This is a genomic window from Kitasatospora sp. NPDC058965, assembly GCF_042741245.1.
GTDB lineage: Bacteria > Actinomycetota > Actinomycetes > Streptomycetales > Streptomycetaceae > Kitasatospora.
On record NZ_JBHYKG010000216.1, the window covers coordinates 1 to 14,587 of the forward strand.

11 protein-coding genes and 1 pseudogene are annotated in these 14,587 nt (G+C 74.5%); 5 read left to right on the plus strand and 7 right to left on the minus strand.

From position 1 onward, the window contains the following. Nucleotides 1-473, minus strand: a pseudogene (locus ACFW1A_RS28365) (S9 family peptidase); the annotation flags it as partial. Between the two features lie 34 nt (nt 474-507). Here ACFW1A_RS28365 and ACFW1A_RS28370 point away from each other — a divergent pair. Next, nucleotides 508-1,659, plus strand: a complete 1,152-nt coding sequence (locus tag ACFW1A_RS28370; protein ID WP_380413498.1) for an aminotransferase class V-fold PLP-dependent enzyme — start codon at nt 508-510, stop codon at nt 1,657-1,659. Between the two features lie 25 nt (nt 1,660-1,684). Here ACFW1A_RS28370 and ACFW1A_RS28375 read toward each other — a convergent pair whose 3' ends face one another. Continuing rightward, on the minus strand, nt 1,685-2,059 hold the full coding sequence (locus tag ACFW1A_RS28375) for a hypothetical protein (RefSeq protein WP_380413501.1): 375 nt from the start codon (nt 2,057-2,059) through the stop codon (nt 1,685-1,687). A gap of 181 nt (nt 2,060-2,240) precedes the next feature. Here ACFW1A_RS28375 and ACFW1A_RS28380 point away from each other — a divergent pair, with 181 nt between their 5' ends. Beyond that, nucleotides 2,241-5,117, plus strand: a complete 2,877-nt coding sequence (locus ACFW1A_RS28380; RefSeq protein WP_380413503.1) for a DEAD/DEAH box helicase — start codon at nt 2,241-2,243, stop codon at nt 5,115-5,117. A gap of 16 nt (nt 5,118-5,133) precedes the next feature. Here ACFW1A_RS28380 and ACFW1A_RS28385 read toward each other — a convergent pair whose 3' ends face one another. The 3 genes from ACFW1A_RS28385 to ACFW1A_RS28395 all read right to left on the minus strand — a co-directional run bounded on the left by ACFW1A_RS28385 (nt 5,134) and on the right by ACFW1A_RS28395 (nt 8,652). Beyond that, a complete protein-coding gene (locus ACFW1A_RS28385) occupies nt 5,134-6,168 on the minus strand; it encodes a sphingomyelin phosphodiesterase (RefSeq protein WP_380413505.1) in 1,035 nt (344 codons plus the stop codon). A gap of 194 nt (nt 6,169-6,362) precedes the next feature. After that, nucleotides 6,363-7,133, minus strand: a complete 771-nt coding sequence (locus tag ACFW1A_RS28390; protein WP_380413508.1) for a thioesterase II family protein — start codon at nt 7,131-7,133, stop codon at nt 6,363-6,365. A gap of 70 nt (nt 7,134-7,203) precedes the next feature. Continuing rightward, nucleotides 7,204-8,652, minus strand: a complete 1,449-nt coding sequence (locus ACFW1A_RS28395) for an LCP family protein (RefSeq protein WP_380413511.1) — start codon at nt 8,650-8,652, stop codon at nt 7,204-7,206. Nucleotides 8,653-8,844: 192 nt separating this feature from the next. On the opposite strand from ACFW1A_RS28395, the gene ACFW1A_RS28400 reads away from it, so the two are divergent. Together ACFW1A_RS28400 and ACFW1A_RS28405 are read left to right on the plus strand one after the other, a co-directional pair. Next, on the plus strand, nt 8,845-9,690 hold the full coding sequence (locus ACFW1A_RS28400) for a helix-turn-helix domain-containing protein (RefSeq protein WP_380413513.1): 846 nt from the start codon (nt 8,845-8,847) through the stop codon (nt 9,688-9,690). 176 nt (nt 9,691-9,866) lie between these two features. After that, nucleotides 9,867-10,412 carry a hypothetical protein gene (locus ACFW1A_RS28405; RefSeq protein WP_380413515.1) on the plus strand — a complete coding sequence of 182 codons (546 nt, stop codon included), beginning with the start codon at nt 9,867-9,869 and terminating at the stop codon, nt 10,410-10,412. A gap of 4 nt (nt 10,413-10,416) precedes the next feature. Here the strand turns inward: ACFW1A_RS28405 and ACFW1A_RS28410 are convergent, their stop codons facing one another. Continuing rightward, nucleotides 10,417-11,175, minus strand: a complete 759-nt coding sequence (locus ACFW1A_RS28410) for an SDR family NAD(P)-dependent oxidoreductase (RefSeq protein ID WP_380413517.1) — start codon at nt 11,173-11,175, stop codon at nt 10,417-10,419. Nucleotides 11,176-11,244: 69 nt separating this feature from the next. After that, entirely contained in the window at nt 11,245-13,584 is a 2,340-nt protein-coding gene (locus ACFW1A_RS28415; RefSeq protein WP_380413519.1) for an ATP-binding protein, read from the minus strand. Nucleotides 13,585-13,808: 224 nt separating this feature from the next. Between ACFW1A_RS28415 and ACFW1A_RS28420 the strand changes: the two genes are divergently transcribed. Further along, nucleotides 13,809-14,435, plus strand: a complete 627-nt coding sequence (locus ACFW1A_RS28420; protein ID WP_380413522.1) for a response regulator transcription factor — start codon at nt 13,809-13,811, stop codon at nt 14,433-14,435. Nucleotides 14,436-14,587: the final 152 nt, after the last annotated feature.

The following is a 14,587-nucleotide window of genomic DNA, read 5'->3' on the forward strand; positions in this document are numbered from 1 at the left end:
GTCAGGTACAGCACGTCCTCGGCGACGTAGGCGACCACCGAGCCGTCGGCGTTCGGGCGCGGGTCGAAGGCGGGTCCGGCGGTGGGCAGTTCGGCCGTCCCGTCCGGTCCGGCCCGGAACAGCCGGCCGTCCAGGGCGAAGACGGCGGTGGTGGCGTCGGGGGTGGCGGCGAAGCTCCCGATGCCGCGGGCGACCAGCCTGGTCCGCTCGCGCAGCCGGCGCTCCAGCACCGGCAGGTCGTCGCGGTCCCCGGTGCGTCCGGGAGCCAGTACGGCGGGGTCGGCCAGCAGGGTCTCCCGGCCGGTGGTCAGGTCGAGCTGCCAGAGTCGGTCGAAGGGGTCGCGCGGGCCGCCGGACCGGAGCAGCAGCAGCCGGGTACCGTCGGCGGAGAAGGTGAAGGCGCGCGGAGCGCCGTAGCTGAATCTTCCCGTCGCGGCACTGAGCGCGAGAAACTGTTCATCGAGTTCGGTCACGGCTAGAGTATGCGATGTGAAATGTCACACTTCAATGGATGCGCCAGAACCGATTGACGGAGCCGCCGAGCTCTTCGCCCTCGATCCGGGCGTGGCCCACCTGAACCACGGCTCCTACGGCGCGGTGCCGCGCGAGGTGCGGCGGGCCCAGGCGGCGCTGCGGGCCGAGCAGGAGGCCGATCCGGACGGCTTCTTCCTGGAGCTGCCGGGCCGGGTGGCCGCGACCCGCACGGCCATCGCCCCGCTGCTCGGCACCGACCCGGCGGGGCTGGCGCTGCTGGGCAACGTCACCGAGGCGGTGGCGGTCGCGCTGGACAGCATCCCGTTCGCGCCCGGCGACGAGATCCTGGTCACCGACCACGGCTACGGCGTGGTCAACCGGGCCGCCGAGCGGCGCGCCGCCGAGTGCGGGGCGGGCGTGCGCACGGTGCCGGTGGCGCTGGACGCGGCCGACCCGGGCGAGGCGGTGCTGGCGGCGCTGGGGCCGCGCACCCGGGCGGTGGTCGTGGACCGGGTCACCTCGCCGACCGCGCGCGAGTTCGCCACCCGGGAGCTGGTGGCCGCGCTGGCCGCCCGCGGGGTGATCACCCTGGTGGACGCGGCGCACGCGCCCGGCATGCTCGACCCGCAGCTGGACGCGGCGGTCGGCGGACCCGACTTCTGGTTCGGGAACCTGCACAAGTGGGCGTTCGCGCCGCGCCCGACGGCGGTGCTGGCGGTGGCCCCCGCCTGGCGGGAGCGGGTGCGGCCGCTGACCTACTCCTGGGAGCACGAGGGCGGGTACCCGGGCAACGTGGAGTGGCGCGGGACGGCGGACTACACGGGGTGGCTGGCGGCGCCGGTCGGGCTGGCGCTGATGGAGCGGCTCGGGGTCGCGCGGGTGCGCGAGCACAACGAGCGGCTGGCGGCGTACGGGCAGGCGCTGCTGGTGGAGCGGGCCGGGCTGGGCGCGCTGCCGGGGTCGCCCGGGGTGTCGATGCGGGCCGTGCGGCTCCCGGCGGGGGTGGCCGAGCGGGAGGAGCAGGTGCGGCCGCTGATGGCGGCGGTGCGCGAGCGGCTCGGCGCCCGGATCGCCGTGCGGCCGTGGGCCGGCGGCGGGGTGCTGCGGATCAGCGCGCAGGTGTACAACCGGGCCGAGGAGTACGAGCGGCTCGCGGACGGGCTCAAGGGGGTGCTCGGCGGGTAGCGGGTGGGGGCCGGTGGCGGGTGGCTCAGATGTCCAGCACCGCCTCGATGGTGCGCAGCTGGTGCCGGGCCATCGCCAGGTTGGAGCGGGTGCGGCTGAGCGCCAGGTAGAGGAAGAGGCCGCGGCCCTTCTGCTGGGTCAGCGGCCGGATCAGGTGGTACTGGCCGGTGAGGGTGATCAGGATGTCCTCGATCTCGTTGTCGTGCAGGTTGAGCAGCTCCATGGTCCGCATCTTGGCCCGCACCACGTCGGTGTTGCCGGCCGCGGCCACGTTCAGGTCCAGCTCGCCCTCGCCGCCGAGCGCGCCGAGCGCCATGCCGCTGCCGTAGTCGACCAGGGCCACGCCGATCGCGCCCTCGATCGCCATCGCTTCCTTGAGGGAGGTGTCCAGGTTCGCCATTGCTCCTGCTCCAATCGGTGGGATTGCCACGACTGTAGGGAGCGCCCTCACGGTGGGTTGACGAATGATCACAGCTGTGCGAAGTCGACCGGTCCGGATCGCAATCGACCGGCCGTGACAGGGCCAGGACGGGGAAATCGGTGCGATCAATGTCGGTGCTGCCGGGTAACCTCAGGCTGAGATGACACAGCAGCAGCACCCCCAGACCAGGAGCAGCGCCCTGTCCGAGGACGAGATGAGCCCCGCCGAGGCGTACGCCGCCGCCCGCCGCCGCCAGCAGGAGCAGGCCACCGCGCTGTACGGCTTCCGGCAGCTGTACGACTTCCCGCTGGATGCGTTCCAGTTGGAGGCGTGCGAGGCGCTGGAGGCGGGCGAGGGCGTTCTGGTGGCCGCACCGACCGGCTCCGGCAAGACCATCGTGGGCGAGTTCGCCGTCCACCTGGCGCTGGCCGCCGGCCGCAAGTGCTTCTACACCACGCCGATCAAGGCCCTCTCCAACCAGAAGTACGCCGACCTGGTCAAGCGCTACGGCGCCGACAAGGTCGGCCTGCTCACCGGCGACAACTCCGTCAACGGCGACGCCCCCGTGGTGGTGATGACCACCGAGGTGCTGCGCAACATGCTCTACGCCGGCTCGCAGACCCTGGGCGGCCTCGGCTACGTGGTGATGGACGAGGTGCACTACCTCGCCGACCGGTTCCGCGGCGCCGTCTGGGAAGAGGTGATCATCCACCTGCCGGAGTCGGTCACCCTGGTCTCGCTCTCCGCCACCGTCTCCAACGCCGAGGAGTTCGGCGACTGGTTGGACACCGTGCGCGGCGGCACCAAGGTGATCGTGGCCGAGCACCGCCCGGTGCCGCTCTGGCAGCACGTGATGGCCGGCAACCGGATGTACGACCTGTTCTCCAACCCGGACGTGGACGGGCGCCCCAAGGGCAACCAGAAGAACCCCGGCAAGGCGGTCAACCCCGAGCTGGTCCGGCTGGCCCGGGCCGAGGCCGACCGCAACCCCCGGTTCGCCGGGCGCGGCCGCGGCCGCTCGATGCCGAACGGCCGGCCCAGCCGGGTCTGGACCCCGGGCCGGGCGGACGTGATCGAGCGGCTGGACGCGGAGGGCCTGCTGCCCGCGATCACCTTCATCTTCAGCCGGGCCGGCTGCGAGGCCGCCGTGCAGCAGGTGCTGCACTCGGGCCTGCGGCTGAACGGCGAGAACGAGCGGCTCCAGGTGCGCTCGATCGTGGAGGACCGCTGCGCGGCCATCCCGGACGAGGACCTGCACGTGCTCGGCTACTTCGAGTGGCTGGACGCGCTGGAGCGCGGGGTGGCGGCCCACCACGCCGGGATGCTGCCCCGGTTCAAGGAGGTCGTCGAGGAGCTCTTCCTGCGCGGCCTGATCAAGGTGGTCTTCGCCACCGAGACGCTGGCGCTGGGCATCAACATGCCGGCCCGCTCGGTGGTGATGGAGAAGCTGGTCAAGTGGAACGGCGAGGCGCACGCCGACATCACCCCCGGCGAGTACACCCAGCTGACCGGCCGGGCCGGGCGGCGCGGGATCGACGTCGAGGGCCACGCCGTGGTGCTCTGGCAGCGCGGGCTGGACCCGGAGGCGCTGGCCGGCCTGGCCGGCACCCGCACCTACCCGCTGCGCTCGTCCTTCAAGCCCTCGTACAACATGGCGGTCAACCTGGTCGGCCAGTTCGGGCGGCACCGCTCGCGCGAACTGCTGGAGACCTCGTTCGCCCAGTTCCAGGCCGACCGCTCGGTGGTCGGCGTGGCCCGCCAGGTGCAGAAGAACGAGGAGGGCCTGGCCGGCTACGAGGAGGCGATGACCTGTCACCTCGGCGACTTCACCGCGTACATGGAGCTGCGCCGCCGGCTGAAGGACCGGGAGAACGAGCTGGCCCGCGAGGGCAGCAGCCAGCGCCGGGCCGCCGCGGTCGAGTCGATCGAGGCGCTGCGCCCGGGCGACGTGATCCACGTGCCGACCGGGAAGTTCGCCGGGCTCGCCCTGGTGCTCGACCCGGGCCTGCCGCCGGTCAGCCGCTCCCCGCGGGGCGGCCCGCGGGCCGGCGGCCACCCCGACTTCGCCGACGGACCGCGCCCGGTGGTGCTCACCGCCGAGCGGCAGGTCAAGCGGCTGGCGATGATCGACTTCCCGTACCCGGTGGTGGCCGTCGACCGGCTGCGGATCCCCAAGTCCTTCAACCCGCGCAGCCCGCAGTCCCGCCGCGACCTGGCCTCGGCGCTGCGCACCAAGGCGGGCCACCTGGAACCGGAGCGGTACCGCAAGTCCCGGGCCGCGGCCGCCGACGACCCGGAGCTGGCCCGGCTGCGCACCGCGCTGCGGGCGCACCCCTGCCACGGCTGCGACGAGCGCGAGGACCACGCCCGGTGGGCCGAGCGGTACCACCGGCTGCACCGGGACACCGAGGTGCTGGAGCGGAAGATGCGCTCGCGCACCCACACCATCGCGCGCACCTTCGACCGGGTGTGCGGACTGCTCTCCGACCTGGGCTACCTGGAGGCCGACACCGTGACCGGTGACGGCAAGCGGCTCGGCCGGCTCTACGGTGAGCTCGACCTGCTGGCCTCGGAGTGCATCCGCGAGGGTGTCTGGGACGGCCTGGCCGCCGCCGAACTGGCCGCCTGCGCCTCGGCGCTGGTCTACGAGGCGCGCCAGGCGGACGACGCGGCCGCGCCCCGGCTGCCGGAGGGCAAGGCCAAGGACGCGATGGGCCGGATGGTGCGGATCTGGGGCCACCTGGACGCCCTGGAGGAGCAGCACCGGATCAACACCGCCGAGGGCGTCGGCCAGCGCGAGCCCGACCTGGGCTTCGCCTGGGCCGCCTACCGCTGGGCGCTGGGGCACAGCCTGGACCAGGTGCTGCGGGACGCCGACATGCCGGCCGGCGACTTCGTGCGCTGGACCAAGCAGCTGATCGACGTGCTCGGCCAGATCCAGGACGCGGCCGGCGAGGACGCCACGCTGCGGACCACGGCCCGCAAGGCGGTGGACGCGCTGCGGCGCGGGATCATCGCCTACTCGTCGGTGGCCTGACCGGACCGGCGCACCGTCAGCCGAGCTGGAAGGTGGCCTCGACCGGGTAGTGGTCGCTGGGGGACCGGGTGTCCAGCTGCCCCGGGGCCCAGCCCGCCTGCGGGTCGAGGTCGGCCACCACGCGGGGCAGCGCCAGCGGGGTCGGCCGGCCCGGGGCGTTCAGGTAGCCCAGGTAGTCCAGGTCGTCGCGGTAGTCGGTCGGGAAGGTCTCCACGCCCGCCATGTACTGGCACCAGGCGGAGACGGTGCAGTCCATCGTGGTGAGGGTCTGGTTCGGGTCCAGCGCCGGGGAGCCCAGCACGCCGCCGACCGCGTTCTGCGCGTTGGCGAAGTCGCCGCGGCCCTGGCCGTGGTAGTACTCCACGTTCAGGTCGCCGCCGAACAGCACCGGGGCGGAGCCGCCGACGATGCCGTTCGCCCAGGACCGCACCTCGCCCAGCTGGGCCAGCCGGGTGGCCTGGGTGGTGTCGGTGGAGGTGCCGTCCTGGTCGGCCTGCAGGTGGGTGCCGGCGACCCAGGTCTTCACGCCGCCCTTGTTGATCTGGGCCAGCACCGCGCCCTTGTTGGCGTTGTAGTCCCAGGTGCCGCTGGTGGAGGCGGTGTAGACGTGCGCGTACTGGGCCGCGATCGGGTACTTGGACAGGATCATCGTCCCGCCGTTGATCACGAACCAGGAGGTGGAGCAGTTGCCGCTGATCCCGGTCCAGCCGCCGCCCGAGCAGTCCTGGCCGACCACGGGGGTGTGGTACGGGTACAGGTCGGCCAGCTTGGCGATGATGTCGTTGGTCGAGTCGTGGTTGAACAGCTCGTCCAGGACGACCACGTCGTCGCTGTGCTGACGGACGATCGACTCGATCACGGGGGTGCGGGTGGCGGCCTGCTCGTTCTGGCTCCAGTCGACCACGGAGGTGCCGAGGTCGACGTTCCAGGCGAAGACCGACAGCGTCGAGCCGGCCGGCACGGCGGCGGGGGCGGCGACGGCGGTACCGCTGAGCAGGGCGGACGCAACGACGGCCGAGCCGAGCACGGCGGCAGTACGGCGCAGAGTCATGTGAGGGTGCTCCCGAGGAGGCATCGGAGGGGTGTCCGGCGCGGGGTGCCGGACCGCCCGAAACCGTAGCTACCCGTAGGTACGTTTGGACGAACAACAGGAAGCTGTCTGCACAACCTTCTGAGAGCTGTCTGCACAACAGGCAAAAAGATGTCCGGACAACCCGTCACGGGTTGTCCGGACAGCCTGGACCCTCAGTCCTCCAGGGCCCCTTGGGACAGCTCCTCGGCGACGGTGGCCAGGACCTGTGGCGCCGCCTCGCCGGTGAGGTAGAAGTGGCCGCCGGGGAAGGTGTGCAGCGAGCTGCGGCCGGTGGTGACGGCCCGCCAGCGCTCCAGCTCGGCCGGGGTGACGGTGTCCTCGGCGCCGCCCAGCACGGTGACCGGGCAGTCCAGCAGCGGGCCCTCCGGGCGCCGGTAGGAGCTGACCACCGCGAAGTCGGCGCGCAGGATCGGCAGCAGCAGCTCCAGCAGCTCCGGCTCGGCCAGCACCTCCTCCGAGGTGCCGCCCATCCGCCGCAGCTCCTCGACCAACTCGGTGTCGCTCCACCGGGTCCGGTCCGGGCGGGCGGTGGAGCCCGGGCCCGGGCAGCCGCTGAACAGCACCCGCTCCGGGGCACGGTCCCCGTGCCGCCGGCCGGCCGCGGCCACCCCGTGGGCGAGCAGCGCGCCCATGCTGTGCCCGAAGAACGCGTACGGGCGGTCCAGGTAGGGCCGCAGCGCCGCCGTGAGCCGCTCGACCACCAGCTGGTGGTCCGTCAGCAGCGGTTCGGCGAACCGCGCCTCACGGCCCGGCAGCTGGATCGCCCACAGGTCCAGGTCGGCCGGCAGCCGGTCCGGCCAGTCCCGGTAGAGCAGCGGGCCCGCACCGGCCGGGTGGAACAGGAAGAGCCGCAGCCGCGCCCGCGGCACGGTGCGCAGCGGACGGACCCAGGAGGCGGGCGTGAGCTCGGGGTAGGCGGTCATGGTGCGGCGGAGCTCCGTTCGGACGGCGCGGCGGGCTCGGGGAGTCTACTGGCGCCCACTGGGAAACCACTCAGTAAACGCAGGGGATGGCGCCGCCCTCGACGGAGTCCCCGGCGAACTGGTCCGCGCCGGGCGAGGCCGTCCCGCTCGGGCTGCCCGATCCGCTCGGACCGGTGCTCGGACCGGTGCTCGGGCCCGCGCTGTTCGGGTCGGCGGTGCTCGGGCTCGCGGTGCTCGGGCTCGCGGTGCTCGGGTCGGCGGCCGGTGCGGAGGCGTCACCCCCGGTGGCCGACGCGCTGTCACCGGCGGCCGGCTGCGTGCCGGAGCCCGGCTGCGCCCCGCCGCCGAAGACCTGACGCACCGTCGCCTGGATCGCCGGCACGTCGACGATGTTCACGTCCCCGGCCTTCGGCAGGTTCGCGAAGCGGACGATCGGCAGGGTGTGGAACTCCACGTTGCCCCCGGTCAGGTTGGTGGCCTGCTGGGCGAAGTCGAGCAGGTCCCAGGTGTCGTCGATCACCACGTCCTGCTTCACCACGTCCAGCAGCCCGCGCATCTTTCCCAGGTCGTCGAAGACGCCCTGCTGCTTGAGCTTGGTGGTGACCGAGGCGAGGAAGGCCTGCTGGCGGTGGGTGCGGTCCAGGTCGCCGTCGGGCAGGTTGTGCCGCTGGCGGACGAAGGCCAGCGCCATCGAGGCGTCCAGCTGGTTCACGCCCGCCTTGCCGTGGAAGCCGGAGCCGCCGCCGGGGGTGGCGGCGGTGCGCGCGAAGGTGGGGTCGTCGGCGTCCTTCTTCAGGCAGACCGTGACCGGCTCCAACACCTTGGCCACGTCGTAGAAGCCCTTGAGGTTGAGCTCGGCGAAGTGGTCGATCGGTTGGTTGAGCAGCTTCTGCACCGTCAGCAGGGTGGCCGCGCGGCCCGCGTCGCGGCCGCGGTGCTCCAGCTCGGCGCCGGAGTAGGTGCGGGAGAGCTGCTGCTCGGCGTAGTACTTGGCCTGGTCGTACGCCTCCTTGACCTTGCCCCGGCCCAGCGGGTGGCCGCCCGGCACGTTGACCAGGTCGACGTAGTCGTCGCGGGGGATCGAGAAGGCCTGCACCCGGCCGCCGTCGGCGGGGATGTGCATCAGGATCAGGGTGTTGGTGTTGTAGCCGCCGATCTCGCTGTTGCCGGCGTTGAGCTCGTCGGCGACGAACTGGCGGGGCAGGTCCTTGCCGTCCTGGTCGCGCCGACTGTCCAGGCCGATCAGCAGCAGGTTGACCGACTTGTCCAGGTGCGGCGGGACTCCGCCGCCGCCGGCCGCGTTGGCCTGCTGCACCTGCTCGATGGCGTGGGAGGTGGTCATTCCGGACTTGAGGTCGTGGTACGTGTACCAGGAGAAGCCGCTGGCCGCGAGGAGCGACCCGCCGGCCAGGCAGGCCATCGAGCGGCCGGCCACCCGGGCCGCCGTCCTGAGCCGCGCGGCGGTGCCCGCCCCGTCCTGCCCGCCGCGCTGCCGATCGCGCGCCCAGCTGGTCGCCACACCCGCCCCCGTCCGTCCCGTCCTGGTGGTTACGAACCTTGGACGCGCGAGCAGGCCGGAAGGGCACAGAAGTTCGCCCGATTGTGAGGCAGGTCACGGCCCGTGCGGGTGAGAACGCAAGCATCGGGTTGCCGATAGCCTGGGCGTCTAGGGGGAGGAGCACCGATGGCGCTTCGGGCGAGCGGTGATGTCATGAGCGGGGCAGGAATCGACGTGGCCCGGGTCGGTCGTCGGTGGCGGGTGACCCGCGCCTGGCACCCGGAGCTGCGGCCGTACCTGCGCAGCTACGCGGGGTACTTCGAGTCGGTGCCGGCGCCGTACCGGGTGCGGGTGGTACCGACCGGGCGCGCGGTGCTGGTGCTCAACCTCGCCGCACCGTTCAGCCAGGTGCAGCGGGTCGGCGAGGGCGACGGCAGCGGGCGGATCGGGTCGCTGGTGGTGGGGATGGAGGACCGCCCCGCGCTGCTGGAGCACCCGGGCGGCCAGGAGGCGATCCGGGTGGAGTTCAGCCCGCTCGGTGCCTACCGGCTGTTCGGGCTGCCGATGCGGGAGCTGACCAACCGCGCGGTCGAGCTGACCGAGGTGCTCGGGCCGGGCGGCCGGTGGCTGGTGGAGCGGCTGGCGGCGACCGGTGACTGGCGGACCCGCTTCGACCTGCTGGACGCGGCGCTGCTGACCCGGCTGGCCGCCGGGCCGGTGCCCGCGCCCGAGGTGCGCCGGGCCTGGCAGTTGCTGGCGCGCAGCGGCGGCAGCGTGCCGATCGCCCGGATCGCGGACGAGGTGGGCTGGAGCCACGGGCACCTGGTGCGCCGGTTCACCGAGCAGGTCGGGCTGCCGCCGAAGGCCTCGGCCCGGGTGCTGCGGTTCCACCGGGCGGTGGGCATGCTCGGGCGCGGCGGGTGCCGGCTGGTGGACGTCGCGCTGGCCTGCGGCTACGCGGACCAGGCGCACCTGAGCCGGGAGTTCCGGGTGCTGGCCGGCGCCTCCCCGGCCCGGGTGCAGGCGGCCGGGCGGACCGAGGGTGCCCTGCTGGTCTGAGGCATGGTCAAATTCGTTCAAGGCGGTGCCGACCGGCACGGCTAGGCTGCGCGCGCGGCCGGGTGTACGGGGAAGGTGCGCCCGGCCGCGCAGGGCGGGGACCCGACCGGCCCGCCCGCTGCGAGGCGGGCCGGTCAGGGGGCGGGCACGCCCGGGGGACACGGGGAGAGCAGGGCATGGCAGTGCTGAGCGGGGACATGGCGCAGGCCGTGGTGGAGACGGCGGTCACCCAGCGCCGTCGGTTGGAGAGCGGGTCGAGCCGGCGCACCGGCCTGGTCGTGCTGGGCGCGCTGGCCGTGCTGGGCCTGGTCCTGGCACTGGCGGTGGCCGGCGGTCAGTCGGACGCCGCGCCGACCTGCGACGGCCAGACCATGAGCGTGCACGACATCTGCCAGATCTTCTCCACCCACGGCGGCGGCGGGAGCTACGGCTACCAGGAGATGATCGACCGGCGGGAGTCGCAGCACCAGATCTGGCGGGTGGTCGGCTTCGGCGTGACCGCGCTGTCGCTGCTGCTGATGGTCCCGGTGTTCCGCCGGCTGGACCCGTCCCGCCCCTGGGGCAACCCGGTGGCGGAGACCTGCCCGCGCTGCGGCGGCCCCAACCTGCGCGAGCGGTCCACCACCCACAGTGTCACCCGCGGCCGCACCACGCACCGGTTCACCGGCATCGTCACGCTCTGCGCCCCGACCTGCGGGTTCACGGCGATCCGCAGGCCCTGACCGGTCACTGCGCCAGGTAGCCGCCGTCCACCGGGAGGACCGCGCCGGTGATGAAGGAGGCCTCGGCGGAGGCGAGGAACACGATCGCCGCCGCCACCTCGGCCGGTTCGCCCAGCCGCCCGAGCGGGTGCAGCCGCTGGATCGCCGTCAGGTACTCGGCGCCGCCCGGCTCCTCGGGCAGCCGGGCCACCCGCTCGGTCCGGATGGTGCCGGGTGCCACCGCGTTGACCCGGATCCCGTGCGCGGCCCACTCCACGGCCAGGTGCTTGGTCAGGCCGGAGGCCACGAACTTGGCCGGCCCGTAGACCGCCTGGCCCTTCTGCCCGGCCTCGCCCGAGATCGAGGAGACGCAGACGATCGCGCCGCCGCGCCCGGCCCGCAGCATCGCCTCGATCGCGTACTTGCAGGTCAGGAACATCCCGCGGCCGTCCACCGCCATCACCCGGTCGAAGTCGTCCGCCTCGGCCTGGGTGACGTCCAGCAACGGGAGCACCCCCGCGTTGGCCACCGCCACGTCGAGCCGCCCGTGGCCGTCGACCGCCGCGGCCACCATCCGCCGCACGTCCGCGGCCCGCGACACGTCGCCGACCACCGTGGTCAGCCGGTCGTCCCCGAGCTCCGCCGCGAGCCGCGCCAGCCCCGGTCCGTCCAGGTCGGTGGCCACCACCCGGGCCCCCTCCGCGTGGCACCGCACGGCGGTGGCCCGGCCGATCCCGCTCGCGGCTCCGGTGATCAGGCAGACCTGGTCCTGCAGCGCGGCCACGGCGGTCCTCCGGTGGTGGGCGGAATCTGACGGACCCTCAGATTACCGCCGGTGCCCCCGGCCGTCGGGTCAGCGCCGGCTCCCGGGTTCCAGCGCGCCGAGGCCGGGGTGCCGGTCGAGGTCGCGCAACGCGGCGGCGGCCTCCATCTGCCGGGGACTGTTCAGCTCGCGCAGCGCGTCCCGGGCGGCGAGCAGGGTCGCCCGCGCCTCCTCGTCGCGCGCCAACTGCCGCAGCACGAGTCCGAGGTCCAGCCGGGTGGGCGCGCCCCAGGCAGGCATCTCCGCGGTCTCGAAGGCGGCCAGCGCCTGCCGCAGCGGCTGCTCCGCCTCGTCCCACCGGCCCAGTGCCGCCAGGTCGTTGCCGATGTGCTGGCGGGCCGCCGCGAGATAGAGCGTGGTCAGCTCGGCCTGCTGCCCGGGGATGCCGGCCCGGCAGATCGCCGCGCTGCGCCGGTGGATGGCCAGCGCCTCCGCGGCCCGGCCGGCCTGGCGCAGGTGCTTGCCCAGGATGTTCAGGGTGGAGAGCTGGGCGAGCCGGCCCTGCACGGTGGTCAGGCGGTCCAGGCAGGCCGCGGAGTCCCGGAGCCAGGCGATGGACTCGTCGACCCGGCCGGTCCGGTGCAGCGCGGTGGCGCCGTAGCCCAGCGCCCAGCCCATCTGGAGCTCGTCCCCGATCTCCCGGGCCACGGCCAGCGCGGCCCCGGCGGTGGCCAGCGCGGCGTGGTAGTCGTAGGCGCAGGTGTTGTAGGACCAGGCCAGGTAGTTGAGCTGGACGGCCTCGTCCCGCCGGCTGCCCAGGGCGCGGGCCGCCTCGACACCGCTGCGGAACACCTCGACCCACAGCTCCCAGTGCTGGGTGAGGTCGGAGAACCAGTGCATGGCCTCCGCCGCGTCGACGACCTGCCGGTGGTGCCCGGCCGCCCGGGCCTCGCGCAGCGCCGCCAGCCACTGGGCCCGCTCGGCCTCCAGCCAGGACCGGGCCTGCGCACGGTCGGCGGGTGCGCCGGCGGGGTCGGGATCGGCCTCCGGCGGATCCTGGTGGCGGTCCGCGTCGAAGCGCAGGGCGGCGGCGGTGGCCCGGCGCAGCATCCACCGGGCGGCCCGCGCCCGGCCGGCCTCGGCCGCCCCGGGGCCGTCCTCGACGGCCAACTGCTCGGCGGCGAACAGCTTGAGCAGGTCGTGGAAGCGGTACCGCTCGACCGCGCCGTCGGGCTGCAGCAGGCCGGCGTCCGCCAGTTCCTCGGCGCAGCGGGCCGCCTGACCGATCGGCAGATCGGCCAGCAGGGCGGCGGTCTCGGGGCTGAAGTCCGGGCCCGCGGCCAGGGTGGCCCGGCGCAGCACCGTCCGGGCGGCCGGCGCCAGCCGCCGGTAGGACAGCGCGAAGGCGGCCCGGACCTGCAGGTCACCGGCCTGCAGGCCGTCCAGTCGGCGCTCCTCGGCGCCGAGCAGGGCGACCAGCTTGCCGAGGCGTTCGCGCGGCCGGCCGGCCAGCCGCTGACCGGCGATCCGGACGGCCAGCGGGAGGTACCCGCACAGGTGGACGAGGTCCCGAGCGGCCTGCGCCTCCTGCTGGACCCGGTCGGGCCCGACGATGCGGGTCAGCAGGGCGACCGCCTCCTCCTGGCGCAGCAGCGCGAGCTCGGTGCGGTGCACCGACTCGAGACCGGCCAGGGTGTGGCGGCTGGTGACGACGGTCAGCGAAGGCCCCCGGCCGGGCAGCAGCGGGCGGACCTGAGCCTCGCTCGCGGCGTTGTCCAGCACCAGCAGCAGCCGCCGGCCCTCGGTCTGCGCGCGCAGCAGCGCCGAGCGGTCGTCGGTCCCGGCCGGGATCGCCTCCTCGGCCACGCCGAGTGCCCGGAGCAGCCGGCCCAGCGCGTCGCGCGGGCTGGTCGGCTCCGGGGCCATGCCGTGCAGGTCGAGGGCGAACTGCCCGTCCGGGAAGTGCGGTGCGAGGCGGTGCGCCGCGTGCACGGCGAACGAGGTCTTGCCCAGCCCGGGCTGCCCCGAGACCACCACGACCACGGGCCGGTCCGGATCCTGGTGCCGGGTCAGGGCGAGCAGCTGGGCGGTGGCCGACTCGCGGGCGGTGAAGTCGCCGATGTCCCGCGGGAGGGCCAGCGGGGCGTGGGCGGCGGACCCGGGGACCGGCCGGGTCCGGGGTCGGGGGCGGCCGAGGCTCGCGGCGTGCTCCAGCCGGTCGGCGTCGGCCGCGTCCAGCCCCAGACCCGTGGCCAGGGCCTGGACGGTCCGGCGCTGCGGACCCCGGGACCGGCCGCGTTCCAGGTCGGCCAGTGCGCGGACGCTCACCGCGGCCCGGTGGGCCAGCTCCTCCTGGGTGAGCCCGGCGCGGGTGCGCAGGGTGCGCAGCAGCCCGCCGAACCCTTCCGTGCTCGGTGTCGCTGTCCCCAAGGTCGAAGTCCCCGCTCGGTCGGGCCCGCCCCGGAAGCAAGCACCCCGGCAGAAGTATCGCCGACGGCACTTCTGCCGGTGCAACCACCTGGTGACCCTCCGCGGCCCGGTGGTCGACTGGGCCGCGGAAGGCTGCCCGGGCGGGCGCGGCCGACGGCGGGAGGCGGTGACCGGCGGCGATCCGCGGTGGGCGGCAGCGGGTGGCAGGGAAGGGGAGCAGTGTGATGGTGGTGCGCCGAATCGCCGTGCTGGTGCAGGCCGAGGATCCGATCTCGCAGTTCGGCGTCGTCGGCCAGCTCTGGCACCGGCCCGAAGTGCGCCTGCTGGACCGGTCGGAGCGGGCCGGGGCCGAGGTCGCGGTGGTGGTCGCCGGCAGCATGGACGAGCGCACGGCCACCCGGCTGCGGAGCCTGCGCCGGACCCTGGACGCCGCGCTGGTCCTGGTGCTCGGGACGCTGGACGCCGCCGCCGTGGCCGCCGCGCAGGAGTGCGGTGCGGTCGGGTTCGTCCGCCGGTCGCAGGCCACCACCGAGCGACTGGTCCACGCGGTCGGCTCGGCCGTCCGGGGCGAGGGCACCCTGCCGTCCGACCTCCAGGGCCCACCGCCGGAGCGGCGGAGCCGCACGCAGTGCCAGTCCGCGGAGCCGCGCGGCCGGTCCGCCGGGCTGCTCCACCGCGAGCGGGCGGTGCTGCGGCTGGTGGCCGAGGGCCACGACACCCGCGAGATCGCCAAGCAGCTGGCGTACTCCGAACGCACCGTCAAGAACGTCCTGCACGACGTCACCTCCCGGCTGCACCTGCGCAACCGGACCCACGCGGTGGCCTACGCGCTGCGCCAGGGACTGATCTGACGCCGTAGCGCGTGGCGCGTCGCGGTGGCGGTGGCGGTGGCGGTGGCGGTGGTCGTGACCGTGGCCAGGGACGGCCACGGGGCGCGCCCCCGCGCACCGGGGCGGGCCCCGCCCCCCCCCCCCCCCCCCCCGCCCCGCCCCCCGCGGGCCCG